This window comes from Nostoc sp. CENA543, assembly GCF_002896875.1.
Lineage (GTDB): Bacteria > Cyanobacteriota > Cyanobacteriia > Cyanobacteriales > Nostocaceae > Trichormus.
Genome location: NZ_CP023278.1, coordinates 3,775,336 through 3,791,659 on the forward strand (window position 1 = coordinate 3,775,336; position 16,324 = coordinate 3,791,659).

The 16,324-nt window shown below is 39.6% G+C and carries 14 protein-coding genes and 1 CRISPR repeat array; of the genes, 10 read left to right on the forward strand and 4 right to left on the reverse strand.

Annotated features, from left to right (window positions below):
• Positions 1 to 71 precede the first annotated feature (71 nt).
• Positions 72 to 1,141: a CRISPR direct-repeat array (repeat unit 37 nt; unit sequence GTTTCCATCAACTATTTCCCCGCAAGGGGACTGAAAC).
• Between the two features lie 116 nt (positions 1,142 to 1,257).
• The 5 genes from CLI64_RS15565 to CLI64_RS32090 all read left to right on the forward strand — a co-directional run bounded on the left by CLI64_RS15565 (position 1,258) and on the right by CLI64_RS32090 (position 7,224).
• Positions 1,258 to 2,139, forward strand: a complete 882-nt coding sequence (locus CLI64_RS15565) for an MbnP family copper-binding protein (protein ID WP_225977360.1) — start codon at positions 1,258 to 1,260, stop codon at positions 2,137 to 2,139.
• A gap of 32 nt (positions 2,140 to 2,171) precedes the next feature.
• A complete protein-coding gene (locus CLI64_RS15570; protein ID WP_103138061.1) occupies positions 2,172 to 3,332 on the forward strand; it encodes a methanobactin export MATE transporter MbnM in 1,161 nt (386 codons plus the stop codon).
• Between the two features lie 163 nt (positions 3,333 to 3,495).
• Entirely contained in the window at positions 3,496 to 4,161 is a 666-nt protein-coding gene (locus CLI64_RS15575; RefSeq protein ID WP_103138062.1) for a Uma2 family endonuclease, read from the forward strand.
• A gap of 400 nt (positions 4,162 to 4,561) precedes the next feature.
• Positions 4,562 to 5,728 carry an ABC transporter permease DevC gene (gene devC, locus CLI64_RS15580; RefSeq protein WP_103138063.1) on the forward strand — a complete coding sequence of 389 codons (1,167 nt, stop codon included), beginning with the start codon at positions 4,562 to 4,564 and terminating at the stop codon, positions 5,726 to 5,728.
• Between the two features lie 23 nt (positions 5,729 to 5,751).
• Positions 5,752 to 7,224, forward strand: a complete 1,473-nt coding sequence (locus CLI64_RS32090; protein WP_103138064.1) for a cyclic nucleotide-binding domain-containing protein — start codon at positions 5,752 to 5,754, stop codon at positions 7,222 to 7,224.
• Positions 7,225 to 7,387: 163 nt separating this feature from the next.
• Here CLI64_RS32090 and CLI64_RS15590 read toward each other — a convergent pair whose 3' ends face one another.
• Entirely contained in the window at positions 7,388 to 8,584 is a 1,197-nt protein-coding gene (locus CLI64_RS15590; protein ID WP_103138065.1) for an efflux RND transporter periplasmic adaptor subunit, read from the reverse strand.
• Positions 8,585 to 8,922: 338 nt separating this feature from the next.
• On the opposite strand from CLI64_RS15590, the gene CLI64_RS15595 reads away from it, so the two are divergent.
• The 4 genes from CLI64_RS15595 (at position 8,923) to CLI64_RS31965 (ending at position 12,317) form a co-directional block, all read left to right on the forward strand.
• Positions 8,923 to 9,636, forward strand: a complete 714-nt coding sequence (locus CLI64_RS15595) for a sirohydrochlorin chelatase (protein WP_103138066.1) — start codon at positions 8,923 to 8,925, stop codon at positions 9,634 to 9,636.
• The gene (gene cobA, locus CLI64_RS15600) at positions 9,633 to 10,424 is read left to right on the forward strand and encodes a uroporphyrinogen-III C-methyltransferase (protein WP_103138067.1); all 792 of its coding nucleotides are present in this window, start codon (positions 9,633 to 9,635) and stop codon (positions 10,422 to 10,424) included. Before CLI64_RS15595 ends, cobA begins: the two co-directional genes overlap by 4 nt.
• A gap of 86 nt (positions 10,425 to 10,510) precedes the next feature.
• A complete protein-coding gene (locus CLI64_RS15605) occupies positions 10,511 to 11,842 on the forward strand; it encodes a PmeII family type II restriction endonuclease (protein WP_264082453.1) in 1,332 nt (443 codons plus the stop codon).
• Position 11,843: 1 nt separating this feature from the next.
• The gene (locus tag CLI64_RS31965) at positions 11,844 to 12,317 is read left to right on the forward strand and encodes a PmeII family type II restriction endonuclease (RefSeq protein WP_264082454.1); all 474 of its coding nucleotides are present in this window, start codon (positions 11,844 to 11,846) and stop codon (positions 12,315 to 12,317) included.
• Between the two features lie 17 nt (positions 12,318 to 12,334).
• On the opposite strand, the gene CLI64_RS15610 is transcribed toward CLI64_RS31965, so the two are convergent.
• Complete coding sequence (locus CLI64_RS15610) at positions 12,335 to 13,024, reverse strand: helix-turn-helix transcriptional regulator (RefSeq protein WP_103138068.1); 690 nt, start codon at positions 13,022 to 13,024, stop codon at positions 12,335 to 12,337.
• 119 nt (positions 13,025 to 13,143) lie between these two features.
• Here CLI64_RS15610 and CLI64_RS15615 point away from each other — a divergent pair, with 119 nt between their 5' ends.
• Positions 13,144 to 13,965: a sulfurtransferase gene (locus tag CLI64_RS15615; protein WP_103140753.1), complete on the forward strand. Its 822-nt coding sequence runs from the start codon at positions 13,144 to 13,146 to the stop codon at positions 13,963 to 13,965.
• Between the two features lie 174 nt (positions 13,966 to 14,139).
• Here CLI64_RS15615 and CLI64_RS15620 read toward each other — a convergent pair whose 3' ends face one another.
• Together CLI64_RS15620 and CLI64_RS15625 are read right to left on the reverse strand one after the other, a co-directional pair.
• The gene (locus CLI64_RS15620) at positions 14,140 to 15,402 is read right to left on the reverse strand and encodes a cell wall metabolism sensor histidine kinase WalK (protein WP_103138069.1); all 1,263 of its coding nucleotides are present in this window, start codon (positions 15,400 to 15,402) and stop codon (positions 14,140 to 14,142) included.
• Between the two features lie 209 nt (positions 15,403 to 15,611).
• The gene (locus CLI64_RS15625; RefSeq protein ID WP_103138070.1) at positions 15,612 to 16,295 is read right to left on the reverse strand and encodes a response regulator transcription factor; all 684 of its coding nucleotides are present in this window, start codon (positions 16,293 to 16,295) and stop codon (positions 15,612 to 15,614) included.
• Positions 16,296 to 16,324: the final 29 nt, after the last annotated feature.

Consider the following 16,324-nt stretch of genomic DNA (forward strand, 5'->3'; position numbering starts at 1 on the left):
TCGACCTAATTTTGCGATTCGTCAAAATGCTTCCCAGGAAGCTTGCTCTATCTCAGTTTCAGTACCGAGCAGTTTCCATCAACTATTTCCCCGCAAGGGGACTGAAACCCGTAGCCTGCTGTACCATTCCCTGGCTCAACTTCTAAGTTTCCATCAACTATTTCCCCGCAAGGGGACTGAAACACAAAAAAATTGAGGAAATTGCCCCGCCTGACGAGTTTCCATCAACTATTTCCCCGCAAGGGGACTGAAACTAACTTTGTAGTGGCAGGTGATGTGAACCACATCCTTGTGGAGTTTCCATCAACTATTTCCCCGCAAGGGGACTGAAACTGATCCTTGGGTCAAAAACAACTAACCCGGCTGGTTTCCATCAACTATTTCCCCGCAAGGGGACTGAAACGTTAGTAGCCCTAACATTAACTACCTACAAACAATCTAGTTTCCATCAACTATTTCCCCGCAAGGGGACTGAAACTAATTCATTCCTTGCGATCGCCCACAGTCTTTTTGTTTCCATCAACTATTTCCCCGCAAGGGGACTGAAACACTACTTCTGGGACTTCTGAGCCGTAACCTTGTAACGTTTCCATCAACTATTTCCCCGCAAGGGGACTGAAACATTTAAGTTCTGCCCTACTGAGTCTATCAAGCCGTTAAGTTTCCATCAACTATTTCCCCGCAAGGGGACTGAAACCTAGTGCTGTTTTCTCCGGTATCTTAGATATCCTCAAGTTTCCATCAACTATTTCCCCGCAAGGGGACTGAAACTTCCCTTGGCGCATAATCCAAGTTCCAAATTTTGTAGGTTTCCATCAACTATTTCCCCGCAAGGGGACTGAAACATCTAATACCGATATAACCTATGATGTCATTTCTCTGTTTCCATCAACTATTTCCCCGCAAGGGGACTGAAACATTGAACTTATTTTTATCTAAATATACTTTTATGTTTTCGTTTCCATCAACTATTTCCCCGCAAGGGGACTGAAACATCCCCCAAATGCTCTGCTTGGCGATCGCCGTTGAAGTGTTTCCATCAACTATTTCCCCGCAAGGGGACTGAAACTCTAACCTGTGGGTGTACCCTGTTTTTGCTGCACCGTTTCCATCAACTATTTCCCCGCAAGGGAACTAAAAAAGAAACCCAGAGTTTGACAGATTGTCATTTGACGCGGTGATTAGTGGCGATTTAGCATGACTTTTGAGTGAATCTTGGGGGAACTGATGCAGTTGGCTATCAAACTAACAAAGAGTGTGCTATCAAAAATTGCGATCGCTACTACTACCACCACCATAATTTTTCATCATGCTCTAGGTTTAGCCTCTGCTGCTCCAAACCAAGAAATTACGATTAAATTTGCCGCGAAAGTTGCTCAAAAACCCTTTGAGTGTGGCAAAATATACACTTTAGGAAAACCAGCCACCAAAGTCACCGCTTCTGACTTCCGCTTCTATGTCTCTGATGTGGCTTTGATTGATATTAATGGCAAAGCTACACCCCTAACCTTAACCCAGGATGGCAAGTGGCAATACCAAAATGTAGCCCTACTGGACTTTGAAAATAAAACTGGTAGTTGTGCTAATGGTACAGTAGAGACAAGAAACCAAGTAATTGGTACTGTACCCCAAGGCAAATATCAAGGACTGCAATTTACTTTGGGTGTTCCTTTCAATCTTAATCACGCTGATTCTGTAACAGCCGAATCACCCCTAAATCTCACTTCATTATGGTGGAATTGGTTATTTGGGTACAAATTTGCACGTATTGATTTGGAAAGCGCAAAGCATAGTGCTAATGTCAAGCATGATCAGCCAAACCATCAGGCTTCCGGCTTCCCTATTCACTTGGGTAGTACCGCGTGTCAAGCTAGTGAAGGTAGTCAGAAACCATCAAAGTGTAACAACCCCAATACTGCAAAAGTCGTCATTGCTAAATTTGATCCCAATAAAAATGTCGTTGTTGCTGATTTGGCGGCGTTGGTAGCAAACACAAATTTAACAGTCAATGAACCAAATACCCCTCCTGGTTGTATGTCATCGCCTGATGATCGTGACTGTATCAGCATTATGGAAAATTTTGGTCTACCATTTGCGGGTAAATCTGCCTCTAGACAGAAATTTTTTAGACTGGAATAGTATTTACCAGATTGTTTTTTGTCTTGTTTCTGATGAAATTAACTCGCTGGTTAACTCTAGCTATTATTTGTCTGTTATCTATTTGCTTGTCTATTGGACTGAGTAGAGGTTTAGCTGCATCCCCAACTTCAGAATATAACTGGAATCTTCCGGCTTGGATGCCAAAACCAATTGTGCCGGTTGATAATCTAATGAGTCCTGAAAAAGTAGAATTAGGACGACACCTATTTTATGAAAAACGCCTGTCAATCACAGGTGAATTTTCTTGTGCTACTTGTCATATTCAAGCACTGGCTTTTACTGACGGTAAGTCAGTAGCTGTAGGGGCGACTGGAGAAAAACACCCCCGTAGTTCGATGAGTCTGGCTAATATTGGTTACAATCCTGTTTTGACTTGGGCTAACCCTTTCATGACAAGTTTAGAACATCAAGCCCTGGTACCCATGTTTGGGGAACATCCAGTAGAAATGGGTATGTCAGGAAAGGAAGAGCAAATATTAGCCATGCTGCGGGATGACTCTCAATATCGACAAATGTTTACAGCCGCTTTTGGTAATACTAAAGATGCAATTAGTCTCAATAATTTAACTAAAGCCATAGCTACTTTTGAACGGACTTTAATTTCTGTAAATTCTCCCTATGACCGCTATCGGTTTGGGAATGAGCAAAATGCCATTTCTGCTGCTGCTAAACGAGGAGAGAAATTATTTAATAGTGAACGCCTAGAATGTTTTCATTGTCATGGTGGGATTAATTTTACAGATTCAGTCACACATCAAAAATTAGCTTTTGTAGAAATTGCTTTTCATAACACTGGACTTTATAACATTGATGGTAAAGGAGCTTATCCACCAAATAATACTGGTGTTCATGAAATAACTGCGCTACCATCAGATATGGGTCGCTTTAAAGCTCCGAGTTTGCGAAATATTGCTTTGACTGCTCCATATATGCACGATGGGAGTATTGCGACTCTTGAAGAAGTTATTGACCATTACAAAGTCGGTGGAAGAACTATTCATAGTGGTCAGTTTGCTGGTATAGGTAGTCAAAACCCTTTAAAAAGTAAATTTATTTCTGGGTTCGATTTATCTGCTAGTGAAAAACAAGATTTAATAGCCTTTCTGCAAAGTTTAACTGATGAAAATTTTATTAATAATCCCGCATTCAGTGAACCGCATCATCAGCAGTGAAATAGGCTAAAAGAGTATGTTGGACGTAGTTTGAGTTTCGTTACTCAACACAACATTGTAATTTTGCAGGTTTAATCAGAGCGATCGCCTCAACTTGGTGTTTGGTGAAAGCGTTATCATAGATCGCAAATCACACTCCATCGGACTTATAAGGTGTCTGGCAATGACCATCTCCTTAGAACAATTTAGCCAATCTTCTCTGGTGTTTCAGCAGTATGATGCAACTTGGCAAGACTATGAGAAGGTGCGAGATAACCCGAATCTTGATTGGCGTAAAATTGCATTTCATCAGGGATGGTTATGGGTTGATATGGGAACAGAAGGACTAGGACATTCTTCTTTTAGCGATTTGATGACGGCAGTTTTCTTTGTTTGGGCGTTCCTACACCCAGAGATAGTATTGCAATCCTACGGACGCTGTTTAATTGAAAAGCCCGAAACCCACGCCTGTGCGCCAGATTTAGTATTGTACAAAGGTCAAAATATTCCGAAATGGAAACCAGGTGAACCCCGTCGGATTATTCTTGATCGTCATCGTCTACCTGATTTAGTGGGAGAAATTGCTGATACCACTTTAGGTATTGATTTGGATGAACAAAAGCGACTTTACGCTAGTTTAGGAATTGCCGAATACTGGGTAATTGATGTTAAAGGAATGCGATTGTTTGCATTTGGTTTAACTGCAACAGGTATCTATCAAGCGATCGAAGTTTCTCAGGTATTGACTGGTTTACCCATCGCCCTGATTGAACAAACACTAGAAAGATTACCCCAAGAAACTAACACCGCAGCCGCTAATTGGTTGATGCAGCAATTACAAACAAAATAAGTGCAAATTTAAAATAGACAATTTGGCGTTGCATAAATGCGTGATTAATTAAGCTTTTTTCACAAGGTTAACGATAGATGTTTCGCGCAAAGGCGCAAAGGCGCGAAACAAAATTCATCCTCTTAATCCAATACGGTTCAGTTAAAGCTAAAATCTGGGGTTTGTGAAGTAATGAAAAGTTCGTAGTAAGGACTTCAGTCCTTAGATGAGGACTAAAGTCCTCTCTACAAACTATTTTTTTAACTGAACTGTATTGCCTCTTAATCAGCAACGCTTGTTTTTTTAGCCGCGAATTCCATTCGTCGGGGCTAGGTGCAAGATATGTCTATACAGTGATAGCAAACGCATAAAATTGGGAAATTTAAGATTAATCTATTCAAATTGACGTACAAAAGTTTACATGAATTTTTTGGGCAGAGTCCCCTTAGCTTGGTTGCAATTGACTCGCTATAAACTACGCCTAGTTGTAGCGATTTTAGGTATTGCTTTTGCATCCATTCTGATTTTTATGCAATTAGCCTTTTTAGATTCTCTCTATGATAGCCAAACAGCACTGCATAAACTTCTCAAAGCAGATTTGGTTTTAATCAACACTGATATGAAAACTTTGGCGAATACTGGAGATTTTTCCCGCCAATATTTATATCGCACCCTAAATTTCCGGGAAGTTGAATCTGTAAATTATGTCTACCATGCGCGAGATGATTTCCGCTATGGCAGTGTTCGCGGCGGCAAAGGAATTATTATTTTAGGGATTAATCCAGATAACGTTCCTTTTGAAATTGCAGACTTTCAGAAAGTTGCTCATTTTTTAAAAGCTAGAGGCGTGGTTTTATTTGATCGCAATTCTGACTCTAAAGAATATGGGAGTATTTTCCAAGATTTGCAACCAGGAAAACCAATTGCGGCTGAAATCGCTGGTCATAAAGTTTGGATTAGTGGCTTAGTAAATTTTGCTGGTGCTTCTTTTGCTGATGATGGTAATTTGATTACCAGTAGTATGACTTTTAATTATCTGTTTCCTCATCGTTCAGCTAACAATATTACCCTGGGTTTAGTGACTCTTAAACCAGGAGTAAATCCACAGGCGATCGCCCAAAAAATCCGCGCTCAACTTCCCCGCAAAGTACGGCTGATGACACGCCAAGAATTTATCGAATATGAAAAGCATTATTGGGCTACTAGTGCGCCTATTGGATTTGTCTTTACTACAGGCGTTTTTGTCGGTTTCTTAGTAGGAGTAATTATTGTCTATCAAATTCTTTATGGCGAAATTACCGACCATTTACCAGACTATGCCGTTCTGAAAGCTAGAGGTTATAAACATCGTTTCTTCTTAAATATTTTGTTTCAAGAAGCATTGATTTTGGCAGTCTTGGGTTACATTCCTGGTTTAATCATGTCTTTGGGATTATATGCAATTGTCAATGGTGCCACATCTTTACCGATGAATATGACATGGCCGCGAGCTTCTCTGGTACTACTATTAACAATAATAATGTGCTTTACTTCTGGTTTTGTGAGTATGAATAAGCTCAGAGAGTCTAATCCGGCTGACCTATTTTAAATTAATAATTAATCTGAATTATTGTGCTGAATCAAACAGTTATTTCTATTCAAAATCTCAATCACTTTTTTGGGGAAGCCGCACTCAAAAAGCAAATTTTATTTGATATTAATCTCACCATTAAAGCTAAAGAATTTGTCATTTTAACTGGCCCTTCTGGGTCAGGGAAAAGCACATTGCTCAGTTTAATTGGTTGTCTGCGTTCTGTACAGCAAGGCAGTTTAAATATTTTAGGACAGGAACTCAACGGTGCAACTAAAGAGCAATTAGTCCAAATGCGCCGGAATTTTGGTTATATCACCCAATCTAGTAATTTACTCGATTTTTTAACAGTCCAGCAGAATATTCAGATGTCTTTGGAATTACAGCCGGATTTTTCTGTACAAGCGGCGCGGGCGAAAACAGTCGCTATTTTAGAGTCTGTGGGATTAAGGGAAAAAATCGATGTTTATCCTAAAAATCTGTCTGGGGGACAAAAACAACGGGTAGCGATCGCTTGTGCTTTGGTAACTCAACCCAGGTTGGTACTCGCTGATGAACCAACAGCCGCACTGGATAAATCATCAGGACGTAATGTTGTCGCTTTAATGCACCGTTTAGCTAAAGAACACAATAGTGCTGTTCTCATGGTGACTCATGATCACCGCATCTTGGATTTGGCTGATCGGATTGTGCATGTGGAAGATGGCCAACTCGGTTTAGCTTTAAACCAAGAACTGTCTTTGATGTTACCGGGTTTTGATGAAACTTTACTAGAAAAAGCCAACACTAAACCAACTGTGTTGACTTACGCATCCGAGGAAATCATTGTTCGCCAGGGGGAACCAGCGACGAAATTTTATATTCTGCTAGAAGGAGACGTAGAAGTTTTCCAAGATTTTCCCGATCAGCCGACTCGCCTGTTAAATCGGCTGAGTCGCGGAGATTATTTTGGGGAAGTTGGTTTACTGCGGGGTGGAAAACGTACAGCTACAGTGCGTGTCACCAAAAACTCAGAAGTGAAAGTGATGGTGATTGAGGAAGAATTATTTCAGTTGTTTGTGAATAACTCAGAGTTGACTAGTAATGATGTCGTGCGTCGTTTGCATCAACGGGTAATGACAAGTCATTTATCCAAAGCTTTACCTAATGTCGATCCATCAGAAATTGTGGCGATCGCTTCTCAATCTAAGGGAAGTCAATACAAAGCCAATTCTATTATTGTTCAACAAGGCGAATTTGGCGATCGCGTCTACTTGATATTAGAGGGAGAAGTAGAAATATCTGTGATTGATCAAGGGGAATCTAGAACAATTCAACTCAAATCAGGTGAATATTTTGGTAATTTACAACTTTCCGGTGGTCAAAATTATCCTGTTAATCTTCGAGCTATAGCCTGTACTGACGTTGAATTGATGGCAATTAATCGAGACAGTTTTTGTAATTTAATTTTAAAATCCAATACAAATTCCGATACCGTAGCCTCTGTACTCCACCACCAATTTCTCAACTTTTGATATCAATTTAGTAGAACAGGGTAAATAATTAAAGGTTTGTAGTGAGAACTTTAGTTCCCTCTAAGAGACGCTCCGCGAACAAAAAAGGACTAAAGTCCTTACTACGAACTGAATTCTAGTATTTTTACATTGCTTAATTATAGTTTGGTTTTTTCTATTCGTTCTACTTAATCTGAATTGATGCTCTAACTTGTAACTTATTCAGTGTTCTCACACGTTCACTGTCATCGGGACGCAGGCGAATTTTCACTTTCACGATTCTAACATCGGCTTTGGCGGTGGGATCATCATTAATGATTCCTGGCTGTTCAATTTGCAATCCAATTTGATCTACCTCTCCTTTAATTTCTCCAGTAAATCCACCATATTCACTGACAATTTTTGCTTCCTGACCGATTTTTACATAATGAATATCACTTTCGTAAACTTCAGCAATCACATACATTTGTTGTGTTTGTCCGATATCAACAATCCCTTTACTACTGACAACTTCACCGACTCTGGTATTGATATTTAAAATTTGCCCAGCTACAGGTGCTTTCACATAAAGAGATTCTAGGTCAACTTTTGCCTTTTCTAATTGAGATAAGGACTCATTTAATTCTGCTTTGGCGACTAAAATATCTGTGGGTTTGACATGATCTAAACTATCTAATGTAGCTTCAGCAGCTTTTACACGTTCCTCACCTGTACTAACTTGTTCACGGAGGTTAGCTTGGGCTTCTTGCAATTTTTGCTGCTCAATTTCCACTTGCAAACGTCTAGTTTCTGTATCAGAAACAGACACTGCTCCTTTATCCAACAAATCTTTGTAGCGTTGATAATTATCTTTAGCTTTGAGTAATTCCAGTTGTTGACGAGCAACTACAGATTGTTGTACCTTAACACCTTCAACTAATTGTGATTGTGTTTCTGCAACTTTTTGGCGTTGAGCTTCAATTTGTCCAGATTCTTCACCAGCTTGCACTTGAGCTAAACGCGATCGCGCTACATTTACTTTGGCTTTAGCATTTTCTACAGCCGCTTGATATTGACTCACATTATCCATAACTGCAATAATTTGGTCTGCACTCACTTGTTCACCTTCTTTTACCAACAGTTTCGCCAAACGTTGATTTGCGCCTGTCGCAGACAGGTGAATAATATCGCCTTGTGGTTCTAATCTGCCTAAAGCTGTAATACGAACTATAGACTGTTGATTATTTGATATTGCTGGTAAATTATTCTGACTGGTGTTTGTTGATTGCCTACGTAAATTCACAGCCCAGAGAATACCAATACTGCTAATAATAGACAAAATTAAAGTAATTGTCCTCAGACTAAATATCCATTTATTCTGACCAGATGCTATTTTAAACATGATTTTCACCAAGGAACTATTTGGTCATTTATGCCATTGTTTAAATAATCAAAGTAGTTTTTGGTATTAGACTGACTGCCATAAAATTTTTCATACAGGATATTATTCTCAGTCTTCCCGTAAACGTAGCTTCTCTAACAATTGTGATCATAATGTCTCCTACTCTCTGCCGTAATATGCGCTGGATTTTGGGCATTTGTAGACAGATATGAATGAGTCAAGAAATCAGCGATCGCAATATAAATATTAAATTTTTATTAAAAAATGTAAAATAAAGACAGTCACACAAAATTCATTCATCTAAAAATTTGGGGAATTTTGAATTATTAATTGTGAATATGTCATCTGCTTATCTCCTTGTATCCCACGGCAGTCGTGATCCTCGTCCTGAAATAGCTATGCAGCAACTAGCAAAACTGGTGGCTGAAAAACTGCAAATATCAGAAAAATTTGTGGGTATTGCGTGTTTAGAAGTTAGTCCCGAACCTTTACATCAGCAAATCCAAAACTTTGCCCAAAATGCCGTGTTTTTGGGATGTCGTCACCTGAAAATTGTGCCGATATTTCTGCTAGCAGGTGTCCATGTGATGACGGATATTCCGGCTGAGGTCGCACTAGCAAAACAGACTATCGGTGAAGATATCACAATTGACCTACAACCATATTTAGGCAGTCATCCCGATTTACAGAGGTTTTTTCAACAGCAAATCAATACTATTAAAGCCGACGCAGGAATTTTGTTAGCACATGGTAGCCGTCGTCCTGGTTCACAACAGCCAGTAGAAACTATGGCGGCGAATTTGGGTTTAGTTACCGCTTATTGGTCTGTCGCACCAACTTTAGAATCACGGGTACAAGAGTTAGTGAGTTTTGGCAAGCAAGCAATTGCCATTTTGCCATACTTTCTTTTCTCTGGGGGTATAACAGATGCGATCGCTCAAGCTGTTGACGAGTTAAAATTACAATTTCCTGGGGTGAACTTTTACCTAGCACCACCTCTAGGCGCGAGTGACGAATTAGCTATTTTGATTGAGGATTTAATTCACCCATGAACCGCACAGACAATGAAGCACAAAACAGTTTCGGCAAAGTTTACTTAGTCGGTGCGGGGCCAGGTGATCCTGGACTAATGACCCTCAAGGGTAAGAGTATTTTAGAATGTGCCGATGTCGTAATTTATGATGCCTTGGTGAGTCCGGCAATTTTAGCCATGATTAATCCCCAAGCGGAACAAATCAACGCTGGTAAGCGAAGGGGAAAACATTCACTGTTACAGGACGAAACCACCCAACTATTAATCGAGAAGGCACAGGAACACGCTATTATTGTACGTCTTAAAGGTGGCGATCCGTTTATTTTTGGTCGCGGTGGCGAAGAAATGGCTGATTTAGTCGCCGCAGGTATTCCTGTAGAAGTTGTGCCAGGAATTACATCTGGTATTGCTGCCCCAGCTTATGCAGGGATACCTTTAACCCACAGATTATATAGTTCTTCTGTGACTTTTGTGACTGGTCACGAAGCCGCAGGTAAGTATAAACCGAAAGTAGATTGGCAAGCGATCGCCCACGGTTCAGAAACCATCGTCATTTATATGGGAATTCACAATCTGTCTTACATCCTCGAAGAGTTGACCCAAGCGGGATTAAGTGCCGAAACACCCATTGCTTTAGTCCGTTGGGGGACGCGTCCCGAACAGGAAGAGTTAATTGGGGAATTGAGAAATATTGTGGAACTAGTGGAGAAAACCGGATTTGAAGCCCCTGCGATCGCTGTAATTGGCTCAGTAGTAAATCTGCACAGTATTTTATCAGAAAGCCGTCCCAGAAAGACGGAGCTTTAAACCCATTTTCTTGGTAAACTAAAACGCCACACATTTATCTTCTGTGCATTTTAGCTAAATAAAATTTCGGTCTAAAAGGTTGGGCAATGGTAGAAACAGCACTAAACATTACTTTAGAATCTGAGACAATTCTGATTCAGCAGTTGGAGTTAATAGATCAGAATAACCCACAAACTTGGCAGAATAAGCTGATTCTCGGTGATTGTTTAGATGTTTTACGCAAGTTGCCTTCTGCAAGTATTGATTTAATTGTCACTTCCCCTCCATATGCGGATAGTCGAAAAAAAACTTATGGAGGAATTGCGCCAGATGAATATACTGATTGGTTCCTCAAAAGAGCGTTAGAACTAAAAAGAGTTTTAAAACCTGAAGGTTCTTTCATTCTTAATATTAAAGAGAAGGTTGTTAATGGGGAAAGACATCCATACGTATTGCATTTAATTTTAGGAATGCAGAAACAGGGATGGTTATGGACTGAAGAATATATCTGGCATAAAAAAAATAGTTATCCTGGTAAGTGGTCTAATCGCTTTCGTGATTCTTGGGAACGTTGTTTACATTTTAATAAGCAAAAGAAATTTAAGATGAATCAGGAATCTGTTATGGTTCCTATGGGAGATTGGGCAAAATCTCGGCTCAAAAATTTAAGTGAGACTGACAAAAGACGCGATAATTCTAAAGTTGAAAGTGGATTTGGTAAGAATATATCTAATTGGTTGGAGCGTAAAATGGCCTATCCAACCAATGTTTTACATTTAGCAACTGAATGCGGCAATAAAAATCATAGTGCCGCTTTCCCTAAAGCTCTACCTTCATGGTTCATCAAATTATTTACTGATGTAGATGATGTAGTCCTTGATCCGTTTGCTGGTTCAGGCACGTCTTGTATATCTGCTAAAGAATTGGGTAGAAATTATGTAGGAATTGAGATTAAAAAAGAGTATTGTGAACTGGCAGCAATGAATATCACAGCAATAGTTATGAATACTCAACTTATGACAAACCGTCATCAGTACCATGAGGAGTTAAATGTGGCAGACCAAAATTATCAGATTTATCATGATTACTTAATTCAGCACGTCCTTACACCTTTCTATGATAAAAGATTTGAGAAATTGAGAAATTTAAAGCTTAAAAATGTTCTCAAACGTAAAAATCCTTATTTATTTAAAGCAAAAAATATTGAGCGCGCCCAAGATTTTGTTGATAGCATCATTACTGCATTTCTTTCATCACAAGAAGAAACAATTTTTGGGAATTTGTTGGAAGGATTTGCTATATATATCTCTGAATCTTTATATGGTGGTTTTAAGTCGAAACTCAACAGTGTTGATCTAGAGTTTGAGCGAAATGGAACATATTATATTGTAGGGATTAAATCTGGGACTAGTTGGGGCAATTCCGACCAGATTAGTTAAGATGAAAGATAATTTTAAAAAAGCCCGACAGTCATTGAGAAATAAAGGTATTACAAGTAATATCATAGCCGTTAACAGTTGTATGTATGGCAAGGATAGTAGCCCTTTTAAGGAAGATGTGGATACAGATAAAACATACTTAAAGTATGCGGGACAAGAGTTTTGGGAATTTATTTCAGAAGATGCCAACCTTTATCAAGAAATTATTGTTCCTATTGGAGAGGAAGCCAAGAAAAAAGATGAAATTTTTAAGTCTACTCTTGATGCAAAAGTTAATGAAATGACTTTTGAATTTATACAGTATTTTACTACAAATGGTCGTATTGATTGGATTAAACTATTTGATTATGTTTCTAAAAAAGGCGATGTCAAATTAGAAGCAATATCTCAACAGATGACATTAGAATTAGAAGATAGAGATGCAGATTTAGAAGAAACTCTAGATTTAGCAGATGCACTAGATGTTGAGGAATAGAACACAAGAGGTTTCAATCAGCGTTGAGTACCGACCAACAATTGAGCGACCATCTCAGCACGAGATGAAACTTCCAGTTTACGGAACATTCGTTTTAAAGCTTGCTTTACAGAATTTTCCGTAATCCACAGTTCCGCCCCAATTTGAGCATTAGTTCGCCCTTGTGCTACTAATTGAGCAATTTGCATTTCACGGGGTGTTAATTGACGAGTGTTAGATTGTTGGTATACTAATTTACTTGGATTTAAATTTAGGGATCTTACCGTTGCCACCCAAGTCGATAAATGCAGACATAGCGCGCTCACATCCAGCAAGTTCTGTGTATCAAATGCAGGCATCCCAATGGCACGGGTAAAACCAATCACACCCACTAATTGACCTTGATTGACAATCGGCCCCACTAGAACGTGCCAATGATCAGCCCGTGGACAAATTAACTGCCATGCTTTCGGTGAAATTACTAAAGCCTCGTGAACAGGAGTATGTCTTTCTACTAAATAACGCACAACGGGATTACGTTTAGTAGATAAAGCAAACTGCATCACCTTTTGCAACCTGCTATCCAGCAAAGGGAGTTCCTCTAGAAAAAATAATCCTGAGCGTTTAGCCGCAAAATAATCACTCAATTCGGGGAAAAGCAGTGATTTTAATTCCTGTTCGTTTTTGGCGTGGATGATCCCTTGAAACAAAGATTGTAAGTTCGCCATGATTCACAAAGTGTACTCGTTCGAGGACTAGGCTGAGTCAGGAAATGAGCCTAATTTTAACTGTGGACAGGAAATTATTTGAAAATTTACTGTCACACTTTAACATTTTGAGAAAAATCATGTCCCAGTACGCTCATCCTGAAGTTGTAGTAGATACCGAATGGCTAGAAAATCATCTCCATGATCCCAATCTTCGCATTGTAGAAGTTGATACCAGTCCAGAACTATACAAAAATGCTCACATTCCTGGGGCTGTATTTTGGCATATTTTCACAGATATATTATTACCGGATTTGAGTATAAATTTAGATGCGATCGCCTTTGCCAACTTGATGTCGCGTTCTGGTATCACTAAGGATACAACAGTGATTGCCTATGGTAGTTACCCAGGAACAGGAGGTTGGATTTTTTGGCTATTAAAATTATTTGGACACAATCATGTCAAAGTTCTCAATGGTGGATATCAAAAATGGAAATCAGAAAATCGTCCCCTGTCCCCAGAATTATCGACCTTTTCATCAGTTCCCTACGAAGCTCAAACGCCTGATCCTCAGTTACGAGTATTGCATACAGAAGTTCAAGCTTCTATGAATAGAAAAAATACCATCCTATTGGATGTCCGCACGCCTCAAGAATACAGTGGTGAATGGTTTTTCAATCAACCCCCAAAAAAGAATGAACGTGCTGGACATATTCCTGGCGCAGTTAATATTGAACACATTCTGACTTTAAATGAGGATGGCACTTTCAAATCATTGCCTGAATTGAAAAGTCTTTATGAAAGTCAAGACATCACATCTGATCAGGAAATATTTCCCTATTGTGCTATTGGTGGGCGTTCTGGATACATCTGGTTCGTCTTAAAGTATTTACTCGGCTATCCCCAAGTTCGCAACTATGACGGTTCCTGGAATCAATGGAGTCGTCTTTCCAATGTTTAGAAATCTAAGGGTTAATACCAATTCACAATGGGCTAACGCCTCGCTTCTCTACGAGACGCTACCGCGTAGCTTGCTTCCACGGAGTGGTACGCTAACGCAATTAAAAAACTGAGATGCAGCAAAACTATGGTCAACTCTCCTCTTGTGAGTACCCCGAATGATTATCTTCTGTGCTTAGTATAGAGGCAAAAAAACTTGTAAAGTTGTACCCTCTTTAAAGGTGCTATTAATTCTCACCTTGCCTCCGTGGGATTGAACTATTTGTTGGACTATAGCTAAACCCAAACCAAATCCCCCTGTTTTACGAGAGCGTTTTTTATCTACTCGATAAAAACGTTCAAAAATGTATGGTAAATCAGTTTCAGGAATACCAATGCCGTTATCTACAATTTGAATTACAGCCCAATGTGATTGAGTAAATAACTGTAAATAAACTTGACCACCAGCATGAGTATATTTACAAGCATTACTCAGTAAGTTGATAACTGCCTGCCGGAGCAAGTTAGCATCACCCAACACAGTTATACTATTACTTGGCAGTTTGGCAACAAGACTCAAATGTTGTGCATCTGGTTGATTAGCATAATCATCTGTTATCTGTGCAAGTAATTGATTTAGGTCGATTTTGTGTAAAAATTCTGTAGGTAAGTGACCTTGATAACGTGCTAAAAATAGTAAATCATTTACCAAAGCACTCATTGATTTGGCAATATCAAAAATCTTTTGGAAACGCTGACGTTGTCCCTCTAAATCAGCCGATTTAGACAGCAAGCCGTACTGAGCATTATTAATAATTGCTGTCAAAGGCGATCGCAATTCATGAGAAGCATCAGCTGTAAATCTTTGCAGATAATCGTAACTATGGCGAATTGGTTGCATTGCTAGTCCTCCCAACCACCAACCAGTCAAAGCAACTACAGCTAAAGTAATAGGCACAGCAATAGCCAAAACTAGCCGAAATTCCGCTAAAGTATTTTCCATAGCGGTCATCGGCATTCTTGCTTGTAAATAACCGATTAATAAACCATGCTGGTAAACTGGCAATGTCACCTGACGCAACCAGACTTGACTATCGGTCTTGATAGTATCAAATCCACCGGACACTAACAGGCGATCGCTCTTAACTTTACCGAAAAATTGTACCAGTTGCTTTTGGCGATCGTACCAACCTGCATACACCAATTCACTATCCGGCAATGGTTGTACCATACTTCCTAACAATGGTACGTGTTCTAAGTCTAGTTGTTGTTGACCATCGTGCATTTCCAACTTAACACTTGCTACCATCACACTGGCTTTTTTATAAAGTAATCGATCCAGTCCTTCCAACTCATCTACAACTTTTAAATAGTAAACTACTGCCGCAAACACAACTAAAATACTCCCCATTGCTAGGGTGAACCAACTTGCGAGATTGCGACGGCTACGATTAAACATAAGTAAGTCGATATAAATATTGATCATTAGGATAAAGCAGAAGGCAGGAAGCTAATCAATTCAAAATTCAAAATTCAAAATTAAATAATTGCTTACTCCCCACTCCCCACATTCAGCACGGGCTAAACGCCCCGCTTCCGCTAACAGCACCCAGCACCGGCTAAACGCCGCGCTAACACTAACAGGACTCACTACTCACCACTCAATACTCACCACTCATATATTTCTGGTTTCAAACGATAACCCATACCATATACTGTCCTAATCCAGTCTCCTGCACCTAATATCTGCAAACGGTGTCGTAACTTGCGTACTAGAACAGTTAAGGCATTGCTTTCTGGCTCCGTACCGCACTCCCATAAAGCTTCTTCCAGTTGATTACGAGTCAAAACTTGATTAGGGTGACGCATCAAGTATTCTAGCAATTGTGCTTCACGGGGAGATAATTCTACTTTTACCTGATTCCGTTCTATGCTTAATTCAGCTAAATGTAACTGTAAATCTGCGATTCGTAAGCTATCCCCCTGCCAATTAGGGACTCTGCGTCCCAAAGCACGTACTCGTGCCAAAAGTTCCACTAAATCAGCAGGTTTAACTAGATAATCATCTGCTCCTGCATCTAAACCCATAACTTTGTCGGGTGTAGTATCTTTCGCAGTTAACATCAATACTGGTGCCGTCTTACCTGAGAGACGATATTGACGACATAAACTCAAGCCACTGATTGTTGGTAACATCCAGTCAATAATTAATAAATCGTAATCTTTTTGCGAAATCAACCACTGGGCTATTTCACCATCTTCCGCAGCATCAACAGTATATCCAGCCTCAGACAAAATACCTTGTAGTGGTTCTAATTGTTCAAAGTCATCTTCTACTAATAAAATTTGCATAAAACTTTCTCGCTGACAGCCTTGTAATC